The sequence below is a fragment of the Acinetobacter gyllenbergii CIP 110306 = MTCC 11365 genome, from assembly GCF_000413855.1.
Taxonomy (GTDB): domain Bacteria; phylum Pseudomonadota; class Gammaproteobacteria; order Pseudomonadales; family Moraxellaceae; genus Acinetobacter; species Acinetobacter gyllenbergii.
The window spans coordinates 65,478-83,436 of record NZ_ATGG01000028.1 but is presented as its reverse complement, the minus strand read 5'-3'; the positions used below and the strand labels follow the sequence as shown (position 1 = coordinate 83,436).

At 44.6% G+C, this 17,959-nt stretch carries 17 protein-coding genes and 2 tRNA genes; 13 read left to right on the top strand and 6 right to left on the bottom strand.

All coding sequences use genetic code 11. The annotated features are described in order from the left end of the window. The first annotated feature begins 77 nt into the window (after window positions 1-77). The 7 genes from F957_RS03880 to F957_RS03910 all read left to right on the top strand — a co-directional run bounded on the left by F957_RS03880 (window position 78) and on the right by F957_RS03910 (window position 8,678). A complete protein-coding gene (locus F957_RS03880; protein ID WP_016542541.1) occupies window positions 78-1,595 on the top strand; it encodes a CoA-acylating methylmalonate-semialdehyde dehydrogenase in 1,518 nt (505 codons plus the stop codon). A gap of 11 nt (window positions 1,596-1,606) precedes the next feature. Then, a complete protein-coding gene (gene mmsB / locus F957_RS03885) occupies window positions 1,607-2,497 on the top strand; it encodes a 3-hydroxyisobutyrate dehydrogenase (RefSeq protein WP_016542542.1) in 891 nt (296 codons plus the stop codon). An 81-nt stretch (window positions 2,498-2,578) separates the two neighbouring features. Beyond that, the gene (locus F957_RS03890) at window positions 2,579-4,228 is read left to right on the top strand and encodes an AMP-binding protein (RefSeq protein ID WP_016542543.1); all 1,650 of its coding nucleotides are present in this window, start codon (window positions 2,579-2,581) and stop codon (window positions 4,226-4,228) included. Window positions 4,229-4,238: 10 nt separating this feature from the next. Continuing rightward, window positions 4,239-5,366 (top strand): acyl-CoA dehydrogenase family protein, encoded by a 1,128-nt coding sequence (locus F957_RS03895; RefSeq protein ID WP_016542544.1) that lies wholly within the window; start codon window positions 4,239-4,241, stop codon window positions 5,364-5,366. 21 nt (window positions 5,367-5,387) lie between these two features. Continuing rightward, window positions 5,388-6,161, top strand: a complete 774-nt coding sequence (locus F957_RS03900; protein ID WP_016542545.1) for an enoyl-CoA hydratase — start codon at window positions 5,388-5,390, stop codon at window positions 6,159-6,161. Window positions 6,162-6,173: 12 nt separating this feature from the next. Further along, the gene (locus F957_RS03905) at window positions 6,174-7,199 is read left to right on the top strand and encodes an enoyl-CoA hydratase/isomerase family protein (protein ID WP_016542546.1); all 1,026 of its coding nucleotides are present in this window, start codon (window positions 6,174-6,176) and stop codon (window positions 7,197-7,199) included. 117 nt (window positions 7,200-7,316) lie between these two features. After that, the gene (locus tag F957_RS03910) at window positions 7,317-8,678 is read left to right on the top strand and encodes an MFS transporter (protein ID WP_016542547.1); all 1,362 of its coding nucleotides are present in this window, start codon (window positions 7,317-7,319) and stop codon (window positions 8,676-8,678) included. A gap of 111 nt (window positions 8,679-8,789) precedes the next feature. Here the strand turns inward: F957_RS03910 and F957_RS03915 are convergent, their stop codons facing one another. Genes F957_RS03915 through F957_RS03930 form a run of 4 tightly spaced genes read right to left on the bottom strand, consistent with a single transcriptional unit; the run spans window position 8,790 to window position 13,079 of the window. Next, window positions 8,790-9,686 carry an EamA family transporter gene (locus tag F957_RS03915; RefSeq protein ID WP_016542548.1) on the bottom strand — a complete coding sequence of 299 codons (897 nt, stop codon included), beginning with the start codon at window positions 9,684-9,686 and terminating at the stop codon, window positions 8,790-8,792. 57 nt (window positions 9,687-9,743) lie between these two features. Beyond that, the gene (locus F957_RS03920; RefSeq protein WP_016542549.1) at window positions 9,744-11,183 is read right to left on the bottom strand and encodes an amino acid permease; all 1,440 of its coding nucleotides are present in this window, start codon (window positions 11,181-11,183) and stop codon (window positions 9,744-9,746) included. A gap of 60 nt (window positions 11,184-11,243) precedes the next feature. Then, window positions 11,244-12,671 (bottom strand): NAD(P)/FAD-dependent oxidoreductase, encoded by a 1,428-nt coding sequence (locus tag F957_RS03925; RefSeq protein WP_016542550.1) that lies wholly within the window; start codon window positions 12,669-12,671, stop codon window positions 11,244-11,246. Window positions 12,672-12,683: 12 nt separating this feature from the next. Further along, the gene (locus tag F957_RS03930; RefSeq protein ID WP_016542551.1) at window positions 12,684-13,079 is read right to left on the bottom strand and encodes a nuclear transport factor 2 family protein; all 396 of its coding nucleotides are present in this window, start codon (window positions 13,077-13,079) and stop codon (window positions 12,684-12,686) included. A gap of 288 nt (window positions 13,080-13,367) precedes the next feature. On the opposite strand from F957_RS03930, the gene pdxR reads away from it, so the two are divergent. Both pdxR and F957_RS03940 read left to right on the top strand, forming a co-directional pair. Then, window positions 13,368-14,873: a MocR-like pyridoxine biosynthesis transcription factor PdxR gene (gene pdxR, locus F957_RS03935; protein WP_016660534.1), complete on the top strand. Its 1,506-nt coding sequence runs from the start codon at window positions 13,368-13,370 to the stop codon at window positions 14,871-14,873. Window positions 14,874-15,095: 222 nt separating this feature from the next. Beyond that, on the top strand, window positions 15,096-15,467 hold the full coding sequence (locus F957_RS03940; RefSeq protein WP_016542553.1) for a rhodanese-like domain-containing protein: 372 nt from the start codon (window positions 15,096-15,098) through the stop codon (window positions 15,465-15,467). Between the two features lie 65 nt (window positions 15,468-15,532). Here the strand turns inward: F957_RS03940 and F957_RS03945 are convergent. Both F957_RS03945 and F957_RS03950 read right to left on the bottom strand, forming a co-directional pair. Then, a tRNA-Gly gene (locus F957_RS03945) sits at window positions 15,533-15,608 on the bottom strand. A gap of 41 nt (window positions 15,609-15,649) precedes the next feature. Continuing rightward, window positions 15,650-15,722 (bottom strand) — tRNA-Gly (locus tag F957_RS03950). A 189-nt stretch (window positions 15,723-15,911) separates the two neighbouring features. Here F957_RS03950 and F957_RS03955 point away from each other — a divergent pair. From F957_RS03955 to F957_RS03970, 4 genes are all read left to right on the top strand, one after another. Beyond that, the gene (locus tag F957_RS03955; RefSeq protein WP_016542554.1) at window positions 15,912-16,220 is read left to right on the top strand and encodes a BolA family protein; all 309 of its coding nucleotides are present in this window, start codon (window positions 15,912-15,914) and stop codon (window positions 16,218-16,220) included. 9 nt (window positions 16,221-16,229) lie between these two features. Beyond that, window positions 16,230-16,619 (top strand): SirB2 family protein, encoded by a 390-nt coding sequence (locus F957_RS03960; protein ID WP_016542555.1) that lies wholly within the window; start codon window positions 16,230-16,232, stop codon window positions 16,617-16,619. 84 nt (window positions 16,620-16,703) lie between these two features. Then, window positions 16,704-17,546, top strand: coding sequence for a ParA family protein (locus tag F957_RS03965; RefSeq protein ID WP_016542556.1), 843 nt, complete (start codon window positions 16,704-16,706; stop codon window positions 17,544-17,546). Between the two features lie 9 nt (window positions 17,547-17,555). Beyond that, window positions 17,556-17,945 carry a hypothetical protein gene (locus F957_RS03970; protein WP_016542557.1) on the top strand — a complete coding sequence of 130 codons (390 nt, stop codon included), beginning with the start codon at window positions 17,556-17,558 and terminating at the stop codon, window positions 17,943-17,945. The last annotated feature ends 14 nt before the right edge of the window (window positions 17,946-17,959 follow it).

Sequence of the window (17,959 nt, the reverse complement as noted above, 5' to 3'; positions counted from 1 at the left end):
AACCTGAATAAAGAAAATACGACGATCGATATTTTCTGAACACTGAACACAATAAAAATACGGCCTATGGAGAGGTTATGAACACAATCCAAAATATTCAATTGGAAACAGCCAAGTTACTCATTAATGGCAGTTTTATCGAATCTGAAACCCAACAATGGCAAGACATTATTAATCCTGCTACACAGGAGGTGATTGGTCGTGTGCCATTTGCGACGGTGCAGGAAGTCGATGCGGCAATTCAGTCTGCACAAGCAGCATTTGCTTCTTGGCGTCAGACCCCGATTCAGGCGCGTATGCGTATCATGCTGAAGCTGCAAGACTTGATTCGTGCCAATATGAAAGCAATTGCACAGGTGCTGACGGCTGAACAAGGCAAGACTTTGGCAGATGCGGAAGGTGATATTCAACGTGGTCTGGAAGTGGTTGAGCATGCCTGTTCGGTTGGTACCTTGCAAATGGGTGAATACGTTGAAGGTGTGGCGCGTGGCGTCGATACTTATACCGTACAGCAACCTTTGGGCGTGTGTGCAGGGATAACCCCATTTAATTTTCCCGCCATGATTCCGCTCTGGATGTTCCCCATGGCAATTGTCTGTGGCAATACTTTTGTGTTGAAGCCTTCTGAACAAGATCCGCTTTCGACCATGATGTTGGTGGAACTTGCGATTCAGGCCGGTATTCCAGCAGGGGTGTTGAATGTGGTGCATGGCGGTAAAGAAGTGGTTGATCGCTTGTGTACGCATCCAGAGATTAAAGCCATTTCCTTTGTCGGTTCGACCGCAGTGGGCACCCATGTCTATAACCTTGCAGGGCAACATGGCAAACGTGTGCAGTCGATGATGGGCGCGAAAAACCATGTGGCGGTAATGCCCGATGCCAATAAAGAACAAACCTTAAATGCTTTAGTCGGTGCGGCATTTGGTGCAGCAGGGCAACGTTGTATGGCGTTGTCGGTCGCCGTGATGGTTGGTGAAAGTAAACACTGGATTCCCGAGTTGGTTGAAAAAGCCAAAACCTTAACCGTGAATGCAGGCCATGAACCGAATACTGATATTGGCCCGGTCATTTCAAAACGTGCCAAAGCCCGTGTACTAGATTTGATTACTAGCGGGGTCGAGCAGGGTGCAGAACTATTGCTGGATGGTCGTGATGTTCAGGTGTTGGGTTATGAGGACGGCAATTTTGTCGGTGCGACCATCTTTAGTGGTGTAAGCACGGATATGCGGATTTATAAAGAAGAAATCTTTGGACCTGTACTGGCGATTATTTGTGTTGATACGCTTGAAGAAGCGATTACCCTGATCAATGCCAATCCATTTGGTAATGGTGTCGGTTTATTTACGCAAAGTGGTGCGATTGCGCGTACTTTCCAGAACCTGATTGATATCGGCCAAGTTGGTATCAATATTCCAATTCCTGTGCCTGTACCGTTCTTTAGCTTTACCGGTTCACGTGGTTCTAAACTGGGTGATTTGGGCCCTTATGGTAAACAGGCGGTGCAGTTCTATACCCAAACCAAAACCATTACCAGCCGCTGGTTTGAAGACAGTCACGAAGTGGGTAGTGTCAACACCACCATCAATTTACGTTAAGGGGATCACGGATGAATATCGCCTTTATCGGTCTAGGGAATATGGGCGGCAGAATGGCCCAAAATCTGCTTAAAGCCGGACTAACCGTCTATGGTTATGACCTCAGCGAAGTGGCCATTCAGCACTTTGCCGAGGCGGGTGGTGTAGTGTGCGACAGCCCTCAAGCGGCTGCCAAACAAGCCGATGTGCTGATCAGTATGTTACCTGCGGCCAAACATGTCAAAGAAGTCTATCTCGGTGAAAATGGCGTACTTGAAGTACTGAAAGCAGGCAGCTTATGCATCGATAGCAGTACCATTGACCCACAAACCATCAAGGACATTGCAGCGGTTGCCCAAAGTAAAAATATCCATATTTGCGATGCGCCTGTTTCAGGCGGCACCATTGGCGCACAAGCAGGGACTTTGACCTTTATGGTCGGTGCCAATGATCAGACTTTTGATGAAGTCAAACCTGTACTCAGTCACATGGGCAAAAACGTGGTGCATTGCGGTGAGGTAGGTGCAGGTCAAATTGCCAAAATCTGCAATAACCTGATTCTCGGAATTTCTATGGCTGCCGTAGCCGAAGGCATGGCGCTAGGGGCCAAACTGGGTATTGATCCAAAAGCCTTGGCTGGGGTGATTAACACCTCAAGTGGTCGTTGCTGGAGTTCGGAAGTCTGTAATCCATGGCCACAGATTAATGAAAATGCACCTGCTTCGCGTGGCTATCAAGATGGTTTTGCGACTCAGTTGATGTTGAAAGACTTGGGGCTTGCGGTAGAAGCGGCAGGACAGGTCAAACAACCGATTGTGTTGGGTGGGATGGTGCAACAGCTGTATCAGCAAATGTGTATGCGGGGCAATGCGCATCTCGATTTTTCCAGCATTATTCAGCAATACCTGCCGCCAGAGGCATAACAGCTACAGCCAAAGGATGGCTTTTATCAAAAAATTAAACCCTGTCATGAATAACAATCAAAGCAGACTGAGGGAACACAGATGTTGAATTATAAAGAGACGGTACAGGCTTTTGATCTGCACAGTACAGCAACACAAATGCTGTCAGGTTCAGTCGATGCATTAAATGCCTGTTATGAATGTTGTGATCGCCATGCGCATGACGACAAGATCGCCTTGTATTGGCAAGGCAAAGATGGTCGAAAAGAACAGTATACCTTTCGCCAGTTACAGCAATGGTCGAGCCAATTTGCCAACTTCTTAAAATCGCAGGGTGTAAAAGCAGGTGATCGTATTTCAGGATTACTGCCGAGAACACCCGAGCTGTTGGTGACGATTTTTGCGGCATGGCGGATTGGTGCGGTATATCAACCTTTGTTTACTGCTTTTGGCCCCAAGGCGATCGAGCATCGTCTGCAACTGGCCCAAAGTAAGCTGGTGGTGACGGATACAGGTAACCGCAGCAAACTCGATGAAGTTGAGCATTGTCCAGCGATTGTCACGGTTGCAGATCAGCAAGCCACACCGTTAAATCCAGAAGACTTTAATTTTTGGGATGAAGTACAGCAGCAACCTGAGCACTGTGACTTGGTCATGCGAACCCTGCAAGATCCATTTTTATTGATGTTTACGTCAGGGACCACAGGCCCCGCCAAACCATTAGAAGTGCCGTTAAAAGCCTTACTGGCCTTTGCTCGCTATATGCAAGATGCGGTTGGTTTAAGGGAGGAGGATTCATTCTGGAATATTGCCGATCCAGGATGGGCATATGGCCTGTACTTCGGTATTACTGGCCCCTTATTTTTGGGGCATGCCATCTTGTTCTATGACGGTGGTTTTAGTACCGACAGCCTGTGTCAGATTGTCAGGGATTATCAGATTACCAATCTGGCGGGAGCACCTACAGCGTACCGCATGATGATGGCAGCAGACCCTGCCCAGATGGCCGCGTTAAAAGGTCAGTTCCGCGTGGTCAGCAGTGCAGGTGAGCCATTGAATCCAGAAGTGATTCGCTGGTTTAAACAGGTGTTGGATGCACCGATTTATGATCATTATGGGCAAACTGAAGTGGGTATGGTGGTGTGTAATCATCATGGTTTAAGCCATGAGGTTCGTGTTGGTTCAGCAGGTTTTGCCAGTGCAGGTTATCGTGTTGCCGTGGTCAATGAACAGGGCGAAGAATTGCCCGCAGATACGCCGGGAATTTTAGCCGTGGATATTAGCCAGTCACCGATGATGTGGTTTGGTGGCTACCATGAAACCCGTAAATCGCCTTTTATTGGTCAGTACTATTTGACGGGTGATACTGCCGAGTTGCATGCCGACGGCAGCATGAGTTTTGTCGGACGCAGTGATGATGTGATTACCACGTCGGGTTATCGGATTGGCCCCTTTGATGTGGAAAGTGCCTTGCTGGAACATGATGCCGTGGTTGAAGCGGCAGTGATCGGGGTGCCTGATCCAGAGCGGACCGAGGTGGTAAAAGCCTTTGTGATTTTATCAGCAGGGATTCAGCCCTTGGAACAACTGGCGGAAGAACTGAGTCAGTTTGTGAAAAAACGTCTGTCTGCGCATGCTTACCCACGCTTGGTCGAGTTCGTTACCGAACTACCAAAAACCCCAAGCGGTAAAATTCAGCGCTTTTTATTGCGCAATCAGGAAATTGCCAAACAGCAAGCGAAAGCAGTTTAAGGATGTCATGATGCAATTGACTGAAGAACAAGGTCTCATTCGAGATATGGCGAAAAGCTTCGCCCAAGAACAGATTAAACCGAATGCCAGTGACTGGGATCGACAGGGTACTTTCCCAAAAGCAGCACTGGCACAGATGGGACAGCTTGGCTTTATGGGCATGCTGATTCCTGAACAATGGGGTGGTTCAGATACGGGCAATCTTGCTTATGTACTGGCGCTTGAGGAAGTGGCCGCAGCCGATGGTGCCACTTCAACCATCATGAGCGTGCATAACTCGGTGGGCTGTGTGCCGATTTTAAAATTTGGTACCGATGAACAGAAACAACGCTTTTTAAAACCCTTGGCACAAGGTGAAATGATCGGTGCTTTTGCCCTGACTGAACCGCATACGGGTTCAGATGCGGCAGCGATTAAAACCCGTGCCGTCAAAGATGGCGATGACTATATTCTCAATGGTGCCAAGCAGTTTATTACCTCGGGTGATAATGCAGGCGTGATTATCGTATTTGCCGTGACTGATCCCAGTGCGGGCAAGAAGGGTATCAGTGCCTTCCTCGTGCCACGCGAGACACCGGGTTATGAGGTGATTCGAGTCGAAGAAAAACTGGGTTTACATGCCTCGGATACCTGTCAGATTGCCCTCACCGATGTGCGTATTCATAAAAGTCTGATGTTGGGTGCGGAAGGTGAGGGGCTGAAAATCGCCCTTGCCAATCTGGAAGGGGGACGTATCGGCATTGCGGCACAGGCGGTGGGTTTGGCACGTGCAGCATTGGAAGAAGCCACACACTATGCCAAAGAGCGTCTGACCTTTGGCAAACCAATTTTTGAGCATCAAGCACTGGCTTTCCGCCTTGCCAGTATGGCGACCGAGATCGAAGCGGCTCGACAACTGGTGCACTACGCTGCACGTCTTAAAGAAGCAGGGCAACCCTGTCTCAATGAAGCTTCCATGGCCAAGCTATTTGCTTCAGAAATGACCGAGCGCGTCTGCTCGGCTGCGTTACAGGTGTTTGGTGGCTATGGTTATCTGAAAGATTTTCCGATTGAACGCATCTATCGTGATGCGCGGATTTGTCAGATTTATGAAGGCACCAGTGATATTCAACGTTTAGTGATCGCACGTAGCTTATAACCACATAACAAGGAATTTATGATGCAGTGGCAAACCATTTTATTAAAAAAACACAATGGCGTAGGACTGATTACCCTGAATCGTCCACAAGCCCTCAATGCCTTAAATACTGAGTTGATTAGTGAAATCAATCAGGCGCTAGATGAGTTAGAGAAAGATCGCGAGATTGGCTGTATGGTGTTGGCAGGCTCAGAAAAGGCCTTTGCCGCAGGTGCTGATATTAAGGAAATGGCGGATCTGAACTTTCCTGACATTTATTTTGATGACTTTTTCCATCTGGCCGATCGTATTGCGCAACGCCGTAAACCGTTGATTGCTGCGGTCAGTGGTTATGCGCTTGGCGGTGGTTGTGAGTTGGCATTGATGTGTGACTTTATCTATTGTGCGGACAATGCCAAGTTCGGTTTGCCCGAAATTACTTTGGGTGTGATTCCTGGGATTGGCGGCACACAACGTTTAACCCATGCAATTGGCAAAGCCAAAGCTATGGAAATGTGCTTTACCGCACGGCAAATGGGTGCAGTTGAAGCTGAACAAAGTGGGTTGGTGGCACGGGTATTTAGTAAAGAACAATTACTTGAACAAACTCTGCAAGCCGCAGAAAGCATTGCTGCACGCTCTTTAACGGCCAATATGATGCTGAAAGAAAGTATTAATCGTGCCTTTGAAGTCAATCTGACCGAAGGCTTGCGTTTTGAAAGACGGATGTTCCATTCGATTTTTGCCACATCGGATCAGAAAGAAGGCATGCAGGCCTTTGTGGAAAAACGACAAGCCAAATTTAATCATCGATAAGAGACCAATAAAATGAATATCGAACATCAGTTAATGATTGAGCAGAAAGGTGTATTGGGTCTGATCAGCTTGGATCGAGTGAAGCATTTAAATGCTTTGTCACTGGAGATGATTGAGGGCATCTGTAGCCAACTGGAACTATGGCGTTATGATGCAGCGATTCAAGCGGTTTTGATTAAATCGAATAGCCCGAAAGCCTTCTGTGCAGGTGGTGATATTCGCTATCTGTATGACAGTTATAAGAATGATACAGCGGATTATAAGGGCTATTTTAGCGCCGAATATAAAATGCTGAACCTGCTGCGTGAATATGAAAAACCTATCGTTGTGGTGCTGGATGGTTATGTGCTCGGTGGTGGTTTTGGTTTGGCGCAAGCCTGTCATATCGTGGTGAGCAGTGAAAAATCTCGATTTGCCATGCCTGAAACGGCGATTGGCTTTTTTCCAGATGTTGGTGCCACCCATTTTCTGTCGCGACTGGATGACATCGGCGTCTATTTGGCGATTACAGGCGAGCAGATCAGCAGTAGTGATGCGCTTTATTTAGATTTAATCGACTATCACGTACCGAGTGACAAATTAGATGCTTTGCAAGAGGCATTGATCAATGAACCGAATTTAAGCAAACAGAATATTGAGCATATTGTCGCTTGTTTTATTACCCGACCTGCTGAAAGTGAACTGAAACAATTGGCAGATGGTATTCGCAAACATTTTGGATTTCAGCATTTGGACGAAATTGAGCACAGCCTTGCGAATGAGCAGGATGAGCAATTGCAGCCTTGGGCAGAAAAAATGCTCAGCATCTTGCAGCAACGCTCATTTATTGCCAAGCAAACCAGTTTGAAGCTGCAACATTTAGGACGTGGCTTGTCTTTAGCACAATGTATGCAACTGGAACGGGATCTACAAGATATTTGGTTTGAACATGGTGATTTTATTGAAGGCGTGCGTGCCCTAATTGTGGACAAAGACAAACAGCCGCAATGGCAACAACGTAACTCAGAGCTGGAACAGATTCTGGAAAAACTCAGCTAAATCTAATCATGCATATTGACTCATCTAAGGAGAATTAAGCAGTCTGACATGCTGGTGGTCAGGATTGACGATCAGCAAAAAACCTAAAACAAGAAGATCCAAGAAAGGAACATGATGATGCAAACAATACATGGAAACGGTTCATCTGCAAAAAAGTCCTCTCATCGCTTGGCGGGTATCTCAAGTATGGTAGGCACCACCATTGAGTGGTATGACTTTTTTATCTACGGTGCTGCAGCAGCTTTAATCTTTAATAAATTGTTTTTCCCCAACCTTGATCCGCTAACAGGTGTGCTTGCTGCGTTCGCTACTTATGCGGTGGGTTTCATTGGGCGACCCTTGGGTGGCTTGGTGTTTGGGCATTTTGGTGACAAGATCGGGCGTAAATCGATGTTACTGTTGACCTTGATGTTGATGGGGATTCCAACCGTCCTGATTGGTCTGCTACCGACCTATGAATCAATTGGCTATTGGGCCGCCATCTGCTTGGTGATCTTGCGCTTTGTGCAAGGTATGGCGATGGGGGGCGAGTGGGGCGGTGCCGTGCTGATGGCGGTGGAACATGCGCCAGATGGCAAAAAAGGTTTTTGGGGCAGTCTGCCTCAAGCCAGTACTGGCGGTGGCTTAATGCTGGCCTCGATTGCATTGGGATTAGTCTCTTTATTGCCAGAACAGGCTCTGTTTAGTTGGGGCTGGCGGATTCCGTTTCTTGCCAGCATCGTGTTACTGGCAGTCGGTTGGTACATTCGCGTGAAAGTGCCCGAGTCCCCAGACTTTGAAAAAGTGAAGCAGCAAGCGGAAGAAGTCAAAGTCCCTGCTTTGCAAGTCTTTAAAAAACATCCGAAGCAACTGATCACCATTATTGTGGCACGTGCGGCGGAGAATGCATGGTTTTATATTGCCTCGACCTTTACTTTGGCCTACACCACCACACAACTCGGAATTGCCAGACAAGAGATTTTATTTGCCACCATTTGTGGCGCAGCCGTGATTTTAGTGATGACGCCATTATGCGGACATCTGTCTGATAAAGTGGGTCAGCGCAATATGTTTATGTTCGGTTTGTGTGTACTGGCCTTATATAGCTATCCATTCTTTAGCATGCTCAATACCAAAGACCCTGTGTTGGTCTGGACCGCAATTGTGCTGGCGATTGGCGTGGTTTTCCCGATTATGTATGCGCCACAGGCTCAATTGTTTGCTCGCCAGTTTCCCGCAGAAATTCGCTATAGCGGGATCTCGATTTCGGTACAGTTGGCTGGGGTATTGGGGGGTGGTATCGCGCCGTTGATCGCGACAAAATTACTCAGTGTTGGTGGAGGAAATCCGTATTTGATTATGCTGTACATTGGTTCAATGGCTATAGTTGCGATTATTGCAACCACATTTATGCCACGGGATCAGAGTGTTGGACTAGATCAGCCTTACCAAAGTAAAGATCGTTTAAAGCTTGATAAGAATGCCACTGATCCTTTGTAATCGTCTTGCTTGATAGGATTTCTCTCTAAGCCGCTTGATATCAAGCAGTCTAAAATTTATTAGGCTGCTGGATATGGGGAAAAGAACTTGTGTAAAGAAGAATGAAAAAATTTAACTTTGCAGCATCTTTCTACGAATAGAAGACACCTTGATCTTTTGTCCAAGTAAATGAACCATTAAGCTCAGCATTACAATGATTGAGCCTAACCATTGCCAACTATTTAGATGTTCATCGAGTACAAGATAAGCGAAAATCATACTAATCACAGGGACCCAGAGCGAGAGGGGGCTGATTTTTGCCGCAGGATAGCGAGTTAATAAATAAATCCATAAACCATAACCAACGATTGTCGCAAAATAGGCTAGAAAAGCTGCTGCTCCGAATCCTCTCCAACTTAAAGCATGCCAATCTGCAATGACGCCTTGCCAACCAGTAGTCTGGATAGCCAATAATAAAAACCAAAGTGGTGTGAGTAGGTTTCCCCAAACCACCAAACCAATAGGATGAACAGACTTCATGCGTTTGACGACAATATTTCCACATGCCCAAGAGAAAGCCGAACATAGAACCAAGAGCAAACCGAGCAATGGTACATGGCTATGTTGTTGTCCTAAAGCAATCAGTCCTAAGCCGAGTGATGCAATCACTATGGCCAACCATTGATTCCAAGATGCTTGCTCTTTGAGAAAAAAAGTAGCAATGATTACGGTAAAGAAGGCTTGGGATTGCACCACTAAAGCCACTAACCCTGTAGGCATACCCGTAGCAATCGCACTAAACATAAATGCAAATTGGGAAAAGTTGCTGATAAACCCATAAAGCAGAAGCCATTTCCAACCGACTTGCGGAATGCGAATAAGAAACAAGGCTGGCAATAACACTAAAGTATAGCGTAGGCATCCAAGCATCATCGGGCTGATTTCACTTATACCAACTTTCATGAAATAAAAGTTAATACCCCAGATGAACACCACTGCCAAAGCAGCGAGCTTATCTTTTAGTAACATAAAGGATTCCTGATCAAGACGACCTACGATGAGGCAGGTCGTTGAGAGACAGCGAGATTAGATTTTGTGATTTTTTGTGGTGATAAGCGTATCTAATTTGGGATAACGATGACGTAGCTTGAGTAGTTCAAAGTAGTCACGAATCATAAAGATACAGAACATAATTACAGCACTTGCGATCCCGAACCAAAAGGCTTTTTGTAGGTTTGGTAAAAATGCCATGGCTATAAAAATACATAACATAGCGATGATCGCAAGGTAGCTAAGATAAGGAAAACACCACATCCGAACTTTCAAGCGTTCAGGTGCGACGCGTTCTAAATGACGACGTAAACGAATTTGAGAAAAGGCAATAATGATATAAACAAATAGCGCGACTGTTCCATACGATTCAACGAGGAAAGGGAATACGCCGTCTGGAGAAAAGTAGGATGCTAAGATCGAAAAATAACCAAATAAAGTGCTAAATAAAATGGCACGCATAGGAACCCCATTTTTTGACAGCTTAGTTAGGCTACGAGGCGCATCCCCATTTTTTGTTAAAGCAAATAGCATACGACTTGCGGCATAAACGCCAGAGTTCAGACAACTGAGTACAGCAACTAAAATCACACCGTTCATAATGTCTGCGACATAGGGAATATCTAAGACCTGTAAAGCACTTACATAAGGTGTTGCAATCGCAGTGCTATTCCATGGGACAATACAAACCACGAGGAAAATAGAACAAACATAGAAGATCAAAACCCGTGTGATAACAGATTGGGTTGCTTTCGCTACGGACGCTTCAGGATTCTTGGTTTCAGCAGCTGCAATCGTAACAATCTCTGCGCCAAAATAGAACGCTGTTGCTGCTACGGCACCTGATAGTACAGGCCCCCAACCATTTGGCATAAAACCACCATGATTGAAGAGCTCTCCAAATCCAGCAGCTTGATGATTTGGCCACAAGCCGAATAAGTAAATAGAACACAAGAAAATAAAGACTGTAATTGCGGCAACTTTAATCGAGGAAAACCAAAACTCAAACTCACCAAAAGAGCGAACAGAAAACAGATTGGTTGCTGTCAGTAAGATCAACAGAACTAGACTAACAATCCATTGGGGTAAGTCGGGCATCCAATACGCCAGTAGTTTCGCACCAACGATTGCTTCAAGTGCAATTACAATCACCCAAAAATACCAATACATCCACCCCGTCATAAAACCAGCCAATCGAGATAAAAATGGAGAGTCTTTAAAGGCGTAACGGGCATAAGCATAAAAAGAACCTGTAACGGGAGAAGCTGTTGCTAACTCACCAAGCATTCTCATGACCAGAATGATCAAAATACCGGTGATCAAAAATGACAAAATAGCTGCTGGCCCAGCAGCTTGAATGACCACTGAACTCCCCACGAATAAGCCCATGCCAATAACACCACCGAGTGCCATCATTTGTACATGCCGAGGCTTCAATGTGCTTTTTAAATCTTGATTAGAATTTGAATCATACATAACTGCTTATCCCTCATAATTTTTTATAACTTGACCGTTAGCCTGATTGCGGAATAGCACTCAAAGCATCTCGTCCTTTAAGTAATACCAGCGATATAACAAGGCTTGACCCAGTCGTCTAAAGGGACGAAATAAATGTGATGGCAATGGTGATTGATAAATAGGTAATTCAAATTGAGGACGTTGAATACCCATGATTCGCTCTGCCAAACGACGGCCTGCCATTGCTGAAAATGAGACACCATTACCACCATAACCGATGGCGTAATAGATGGTTTCATCAGGATTTGGTTGCACGATCCGAGGCATCATGTCATGGCTGACATCAACCCACCCCCACCAAGAATATGCAATCGGTATACCACGTAAGCTAGGAAATTTACGGTAAAGACCCTCTTTTAATCTTTCAAGATGAGCAGGATTGTTAGCATCAGCACCAGTAAGTGCACTTCTGCTGCCACATTGCACTGAACCATCTGGGAGTAAGCGGTAGTAGTGTCTTAAGGTACGTGTATCCGTAATAAAAGTTGTGCTATTTAATCCAGCCTCTTTGAGTTCTTGTACTGTTAAAGGCCGAGTCACGATTGAATTAGATAAAATCGGCATGATTTTGCCAGACAAACTTGGGTGTAAACCATTCGGCGTATATCCACCTGTTGCAACAGCAACACGTTTTGCTTTTACGATGCCATATGGCGTCTGTAAGTAATGGATACCGTTGCGTGTTTCCCAATTGAGAACAGGCGTCGATGTATGTACTTTTGCGCCTGCCGCACGAGCACGTTTTAAATAACCAAAAGCTAATTTTAATGGGTGTACACCAACGCCATCAGGTTCGAATAATGCGCCCGCAGCCTCTTGATCTGCAACGAATTCTCCATGTAGCTGTTCTCGGCTCAATATTCGTGTTTGATATCCAAAGACCTCACGCATGACTTTGCCTTCATTCTCGAGAAAGGTCATTTTCTTTGCACGATGAGCAATATATAAATGCCCACCATCTTGCGCATCGCAGTCAATACCACTTACAAGCTCTTTGAAATAATCAAAACCTTCTCGGATTTCAGTGTCGAGACGTTTTGCAGTATTGAGTCCCCATTTATCAATCCATTGTGAGCGATAGAGGCGACCAGACGCATTTTGTCCTTGCCCCCCATTACGGCTGGTACACCCCCATGCGGTACGATTGGCCTCTAGTACCAAGGGGGCAGTTCCAAATTTTTCAGCTAAGGTGAGCGCAGTGGAAAGACCCGTGAAACCACCACCAATGATCACAATATCTACCTCGATGTCACCTAGAAGCGGACCGTCATCTTCTGGTGGAGTGCCAGCAGTTGCAACCCAATAGGTGGGTGCATATTGTTCATTACCTTTTAATCCTTTATCGGTTAAAGGGTCAAACTTTGTATTGTACGTATTGAATACATTTTGAATGGGTGGGATATGTTGATCCGAATCGCCAATCAAATGCTGTATGGACTGATTCATAGATAAGCTCCTTTATGCAGCGACTTGTACGGGCCGATTTTTACGGAATGCATTTTTAATTAGGATCTTTCCATCTTTGAACGTAAACACATCGACCATGTTGGCTTCAATATGTCCACCATCTGGTGCAGTTGCAGTAAATGTCGTTTCTGAAATACCAAATTGTGCATCTTCACTTAACCAGTGTTTGGCATTCAACCATTCGGCATCTGGGAAAGTTTGAAAGGTATTTTCAAATGCTTGTCGGACAGCATTAAAGCCTTGAATGCGAGTACCAAATACATCACTGCCTGCAACCGTTTCAAAGCAACAGTCGTGATGCATACAAGCCATTAAGGCTTCAACATCATGTTTGTTCCAGGCATCAGAAAAGTCGCTAAGGAGTTGTAGAAGTTCAGTTGGATTCATTAGATAGCTCCAAATATTTAAAGATCTCGGCTGATGATTGGACTGTACGTAAATGATTGTGTTCGACGTAGTACCAGTACTGAGGTTTTGATGGAGCCAGATACTTTATGGGTTAATTTATTGTTTTATATTGATTAATTATAAATTTTAATTATGGAATGTGTTTTGCTTAGTTATTAATGATGCCAGATGAAAAGAAATGTGGCTTTTCTATCTCTAAAATGCACCATTTTAAGGTTGGTGGCTTCAAAGTAGCTCATAAATTGCACTAGGAAAAAGGACAAACGAGTGACAAATTTACTAGTACCACAAATATGGAAGGCTTTGTTTGCTGATACTGCAAATAGTGGTCTAAATTTGCAAGGTCGAATTTGTCGGATGATGTTCACCGCTTTGGTTCAAGGATATCTAAAACCTGGAATGGCTGTTCCATCCAGTCGATATTTAGCGGACCAACTTGGGCTTGGGCGTAATACGGTCACAATTGCTTATCAACAATTGGTGACTGAGCATATCTTAGAATCTAGGCAAAGAAGTGGTCACTTCGTGCACCCTAGTTTCCAGATGGATCGTAGTGAAAGTAAAACAGTCACAACAACCTCCAAACCAACCTCATGGAATTCTCGTTTTCAGCTTCGTCCATCTACGCAAAGACATCTTACTAAGCCGATTGACTGGATGAATTATGCTTACCCATTTATATATGGGCAACCTGATGTCGAGAGCTTTCCTGGCTCTGCATGGCGGGAGTGTTCGATTAAAGCATTGTCAGCAAAAGATGCATCTATTTGGGCACGGGATATGACACAACAAGGGGATGATCTTTATCTTATTAATGCGATACGGCAGCATATTCTGCCGACACGTGGAATTTTGGCTCAAGAAAATGAAATCCTCCTGACTGTCGGAAGTCAGCATGCTTTATATATGTTGGCACGATTATTAATGCACGGAGAGCATGTTGTTGGTATGGAAAATCCAGGCTATCCCGATGCTCGTAATATTTTTATGCTGCACACACCGCATATCGTCCCGCTTGACGTTGATCGTGAGGGGGTAACCTTAACTCATGCTCTAGATTGTGATTATATTTATGTGACGCCTGGAAGGCAGTGTCCAACAGGTGTCACATTGTCTCCATCACGTCGTAATAAGCTCCTTCAATTGGCTGAACAGCAGGATAGCATCATTATCGAGGATGAATACGATGCACAAGTCTTGGTTCAAAATACAACTATTCCTGCATTAAAAAGCTTAGATCGACATGGCAGAGTGGTGTATATCGGGAGCTTATCTAAGCCATTAGCACCTGGACTAAGACTTGGCTACATTGTTGCTGCACCTGAATTAATCGTTGAGCTACGTCACTTACGCCGTTTGATGTTACGACATCCGAATGTATTCAACCAACGCGTCTTTGCTCTTTTTATAGATCAAGGTTATTACCATGCGATGTTAAGGCGACAGTTTCAGTTGCATCAGCACCGAGGGGAGCAATTGATGGCGGCACTACATCAATACTGCCCAACATGGAGACCTTATTCTTTAAATGGAGGAGCTGCATGCTGGATTGACACACAAAGTGATATGGATTGTACTTTGTTAGCGAAATATGCGGCGAATGTTGGTGTATTCATGGAAGCAGGTCAGCCATTTTTCTTTGATGAAAAAGAGCATCAACATTTTTTAAGGTTGGGAATTGGCTCAATACCTGCTCATCAGATTAATGCAGGAGTTTACTATTTGTCTCAAGCTGTAGTTGACTATCAGAAATATAATCCAGCTTCTCTATGAAATAACAAGAGATGTGTTCTATGGATATTTTCATTTGTTAGGTCTTAATTTATATCTAATCTCTTGTAGGATTTAAAAGGTTCCACGTGGAGCATCAAATATTTAGATATGAGGGGCTGGTTGATTCTTAAGCTTTGTTGCAAAGTGTATTTATTTGGGCTTATTTAAATTGAAATGCGCTAGTATTCTGAGTGAGTCCATAATCAAGGAAGGATGATTAGAATGAATACCGTTGCTGAATGGGTTAAACAGGTAAAAGCCGAGATTGAAAATTTGACCCCAGATCAAGTTGAACAAGAATTAGCTTCAGGACAGGCCATACTGATTGATGTGCGAGATGCAGAAGAGCGGGTTGCTGGAACAATTGCAGGCGCATTGCATATCTCCCGCGGCACTTTAGAGTTTGCTGCTGATCCGAGTAGTCCGATGTATAAGTCTGAATTGCAACCAAATAGCAGAACCATTCTACATTGTGCAGGTGGTGGGCGTTCGGCGCTGGCAGTAAAGACCTTGCAGGCATTGGGCTACCGTAATGTGGCACACCTTGATGGCGGCTTTAAAGCGTGGGTAGAGGCAAATAAACCCGTGCTTTAAAATTACATATGAAACTAAAATACAAGAAAAAAGCCCTAATCTTTCGACTAGGGCTTTTTTGAATCTGGAGCGGGAAAGGAGACTCGAACTCCCGACCCCAACCTTGGCAAGGTTATGCTCTACCAACTGAGCTATTCCCGCTAATTGAGCAGTTTTTACGAAAACTTACACTAAAAAATTTGAGCGGGAAAGGAGACTCGAACTCCCGACCCCAACCTTGGCAAGGTTATGCTCTACCAACTGAGCTATTCCCGCATGCCGTGTATAATACATTATGCAAAAATAGGGTCAATAATTTTATGCAAAGAAATTGATTATTTGCATAAAATTAAAGCATTTTCATGCAAAAAAGTAGGGTAAAGCAAATTTTTGTACAAAAGTTTCCCTCAGATTGCGCTCATGTATACTAATACGCTATCTCAATCTGACCTTACAGAGTGGCTGATGAACTTAGAACAACAGTTGATTGAACGTTTAAACACGCTTGCACCGATCCATCTTGACGTCATTAATGAGTCGGCAGGACATGGCGGTTATTTTCCAGGCAAAGAATCGCATTTTAAAGTGATTGTGGTGAGTGATGAATTCCAAGGTCTGCGTCTGGTACAACGTCATCAAAAAATTTATGCGGTGGCTGCCGAGTTAATGAGCCCAGGTCGCATCCACGCGTTAGCGATTCATGCCTATGTGCCGAGTGAGTGGCAAGGTGAGGCGCCTGCAAGTCCTGAATGTGCACATGCACCAAAAAGCTAAGGATTAATCATGGAGCTCTTCCTCACTAAAATTGTGCACATGTCTGCAGTGAGCCTATTGATCATTGCGTTTGTATTACGTGGTTCAACACTCTTTGTTGGTGTCCAAGATCAGCAACCCAATCCCAAAGCCCGTAAAAGCTTGGTGGGTTTGCAACATCTGTCTTTAAGCTTGATTATCGTGACAGGTGCAGTTTTACTGTTCATGAATAACTTTGAGGTACAGCCTTGGTTCTATGCCAAAGTGATTTTATTTTTTGTGTTGTGGTCGTCTTTGATCAAAACCTATAAAAAGGACCGTGATATTTTGCTGCAACAACGTCGTGCAGGGTTATTGATCGGAACGGTTGCAATGGTGGGAATTTTAGGTCTCGTTATGATTAAGCCAGTTTTTGCCTGATTGTTCGACACATTGTTTGAGTAATTGTTTTTGCACTAGGTTAAACTGCATGCAGTTTACAAAAAATATGCTAGAGGGAAATCAATGTTAACGCGTGTTGTGTTTAACCAGAAAGGTGGCGTGGGGAAATCAAGTATTACGGTGAATTTAGCAGCGATTAGCGCTAAACAAGGTCTCAGAACCTTGGTGATTGACCTTGATCCACAAGCAAACTCAAGCCAATACCTGTTGGGTGAAGATGCAACCTATTCTGCGGATAAAGCCGCATTAGAGCCAAACATTGAAAATTTCTTCGACGATATTTTAGGTAGTACGCAGCAAAAGGGCTTAATTGGTAATGCCATTGGCTCAATCCTAAAAGCACCGCGTGGCAAAGGACTGGACAGTTATGTACATCGGACTACTTTTGAAAATTTAGATGTGATTCCTGCAAGCCCAAGTTTGGGTGCATTAGAGCATGCACTAGAAAGTAAACACAAAATTTATAAATTACGTGATTCGATTCAATCCCTCAGTGCACGTTATGATCGGATTTTTATTGATACCCCGCCTGCATTTAACTTCTTTACGTTATCGGCGTTAATTTCTGCAGATCGTGTGTTGATTCCATTCGATTGCGATGTGTTTTCGAAACGTGCGTTACAAACTTTGATTGAAAATGTGCTCGAAACCCAAGATGATCATAATGATCGCTTGGAGATTGAGGGAATTGTGGTCAATCAGTTCCAATCTCAGGCAAAATTACCCCGAGAAGTGGTTCAACAACTCAAAGATGAAGGTTTGCCTGTGCTAGAGAGCATGTTGCCGCCGTCGATCTTGATGAAAGAATCACATCAAAAGAATTTACCCTTGATTCATTTGGCATCTGACCATAAATTGACCGTCGCCTATGTGACCCTGTTCAATGAGATTGAATCAAAGAAATAAGAGAATCTTATGAAACGCTTATATTGGATGCCTGTTTTGGCAGCGAGTCTGTTATTGGGTGCATGTGCATCAACGGTTAAGCCCGCTTATGTGTCACCGACACAATATCAAGCATTGAATTGCCAACAGTTACAAGCAGAATACAACCGTATTCAGCTCTATATCGAAAATGGCGTACAAACACCAAAACGTACAGGTGTGGGCGTTGGTGTTGGACTTGGTGGTGGCTGGGGACGAGGTGGTTGGGGCTTTGGCCCATCGATCTCGCTCAATATGGGTCAGTCAATGAATACCAAAAATACTGAACTTGCCAATGTCATGGGGCAGCAAGACGCAATCGTACAGGCAGCAAAATTTAAAGGCTGCCCAATCATTGTCAAACAACGTCCGAAATCATAAATTTGAGAACTGAT

Excerpts from the sequence above, each read along its gene's own strand:
- F957_RS03940 (WP_016542553.1), top strand. The coding sequence starts at position 15,096 with ATGAATACCGTTGCTGAATGGGTTAAACAGGTAAAAGCCGAGATTGAA.
- F957_RS03920 (WP_016542549.1), bottom strand. The coding sequence starts at position 11,183 with ATGTATGATTCAAATTCTAATCAAGATTTAAAAAGCACATTGAAGCCT.
- F957_RS03905 (WP_016542546.1), top strand. The coding sequence starts at position 6,174 with ATGAATATCGAACATCAGTTAATGATTGAGCAGAAAGGTGTATTGGGT.
- F957_RS03965 (WP_016542556.1), top strand. The coding sequence starts at position 16,704 with ATGTTAACGCGTGTTGTGTTTAACCAGAAAGGTGGCGTGGGGAAATCA.
- F957_RS03970 (WP_016542557.1), top strand. The coding sequence starts at position 17,556 with ATGAAACGCTTATATTGGATGCCTGTTTTGGCAGCGAGTCTGTTATTG.
- F957_RS03960 (WP_016542555.1), top strand. The coding sequence starts at position 16,230 with ATGGAGCTCTTCCTCACTAAAATTGTGCACATGTCTGCAGTGAGCCTA.
- F957_RS03890 (WP_016542543.1), top strand. The coding sequence starts at position 2,579 with ATGTTGAATTATAAAGAGACGGTACAGGCTTTTGATCTGCACAGTACA.
- F957_RS03915 (WP_016542548.1), bottom strand. The coding sequence starts at position 9,686 with ATGTTACTAAAAGATAAGCTCGCTGCTTTGGCAGTGGTGTTCATCTGG.
- F957_RS03955 (WP_016542554.1), top strand. The coding sequence starts at position 15,912 with ATGAACTTAGAACAACAGTTGATTGAACGTTTAAACACGCTTGCACCG.
- F957_RS03900 (WP_016542545.1), top strand. The coding sequence starts at position 5,388 with ATGCAGTGGCAAACCATTTTATTAAAAAAACACAATGGCGTAGGACTG.
- F957_RS03910 (WP_016542547.1), top strand. The coding sequence starts at position 7,317 with ATGCAAACAATACATGGAAACGGTTCATCTGCAAAAAAGTCCTCTCAT.
- mmsB (WP_016542542.1), top strand. The coding sequence starts at position 1,607 with ATGAATATCGCCTTTATCGGTCTAGGGAATATGGGCGGCAGAATGGCC.
- F957_RS03930 (WP_016542551.1), bottom strand. The coding sequence starts at position 13,079 with ATGAATCCAACTGAACTTCTACAACTCCTTAGCGACTTTTCTGATGCC.
- F957_RS03925 (WP_016542550.1), bottom strand. The coding sequence starts at position 12,671 with ATGAATCAGTCCATACAGCATTTGATTGGCGATTCGGATCAACATATC.
- F957_RS03880 (WP_016542541.1), top strand. The coding sequence starts at position 78 with ATGAACACAATCCAAAATATTCAATTGGAAACAGCCAAGTTACTCATT.
- F957_RS03895 (WP_016542544.1), top strand. The coding sequence starts at position 4,239 with ATGCAATTGACTGAAGAACAAGGTCTCATTCGAGATATGGCGAAAAGC.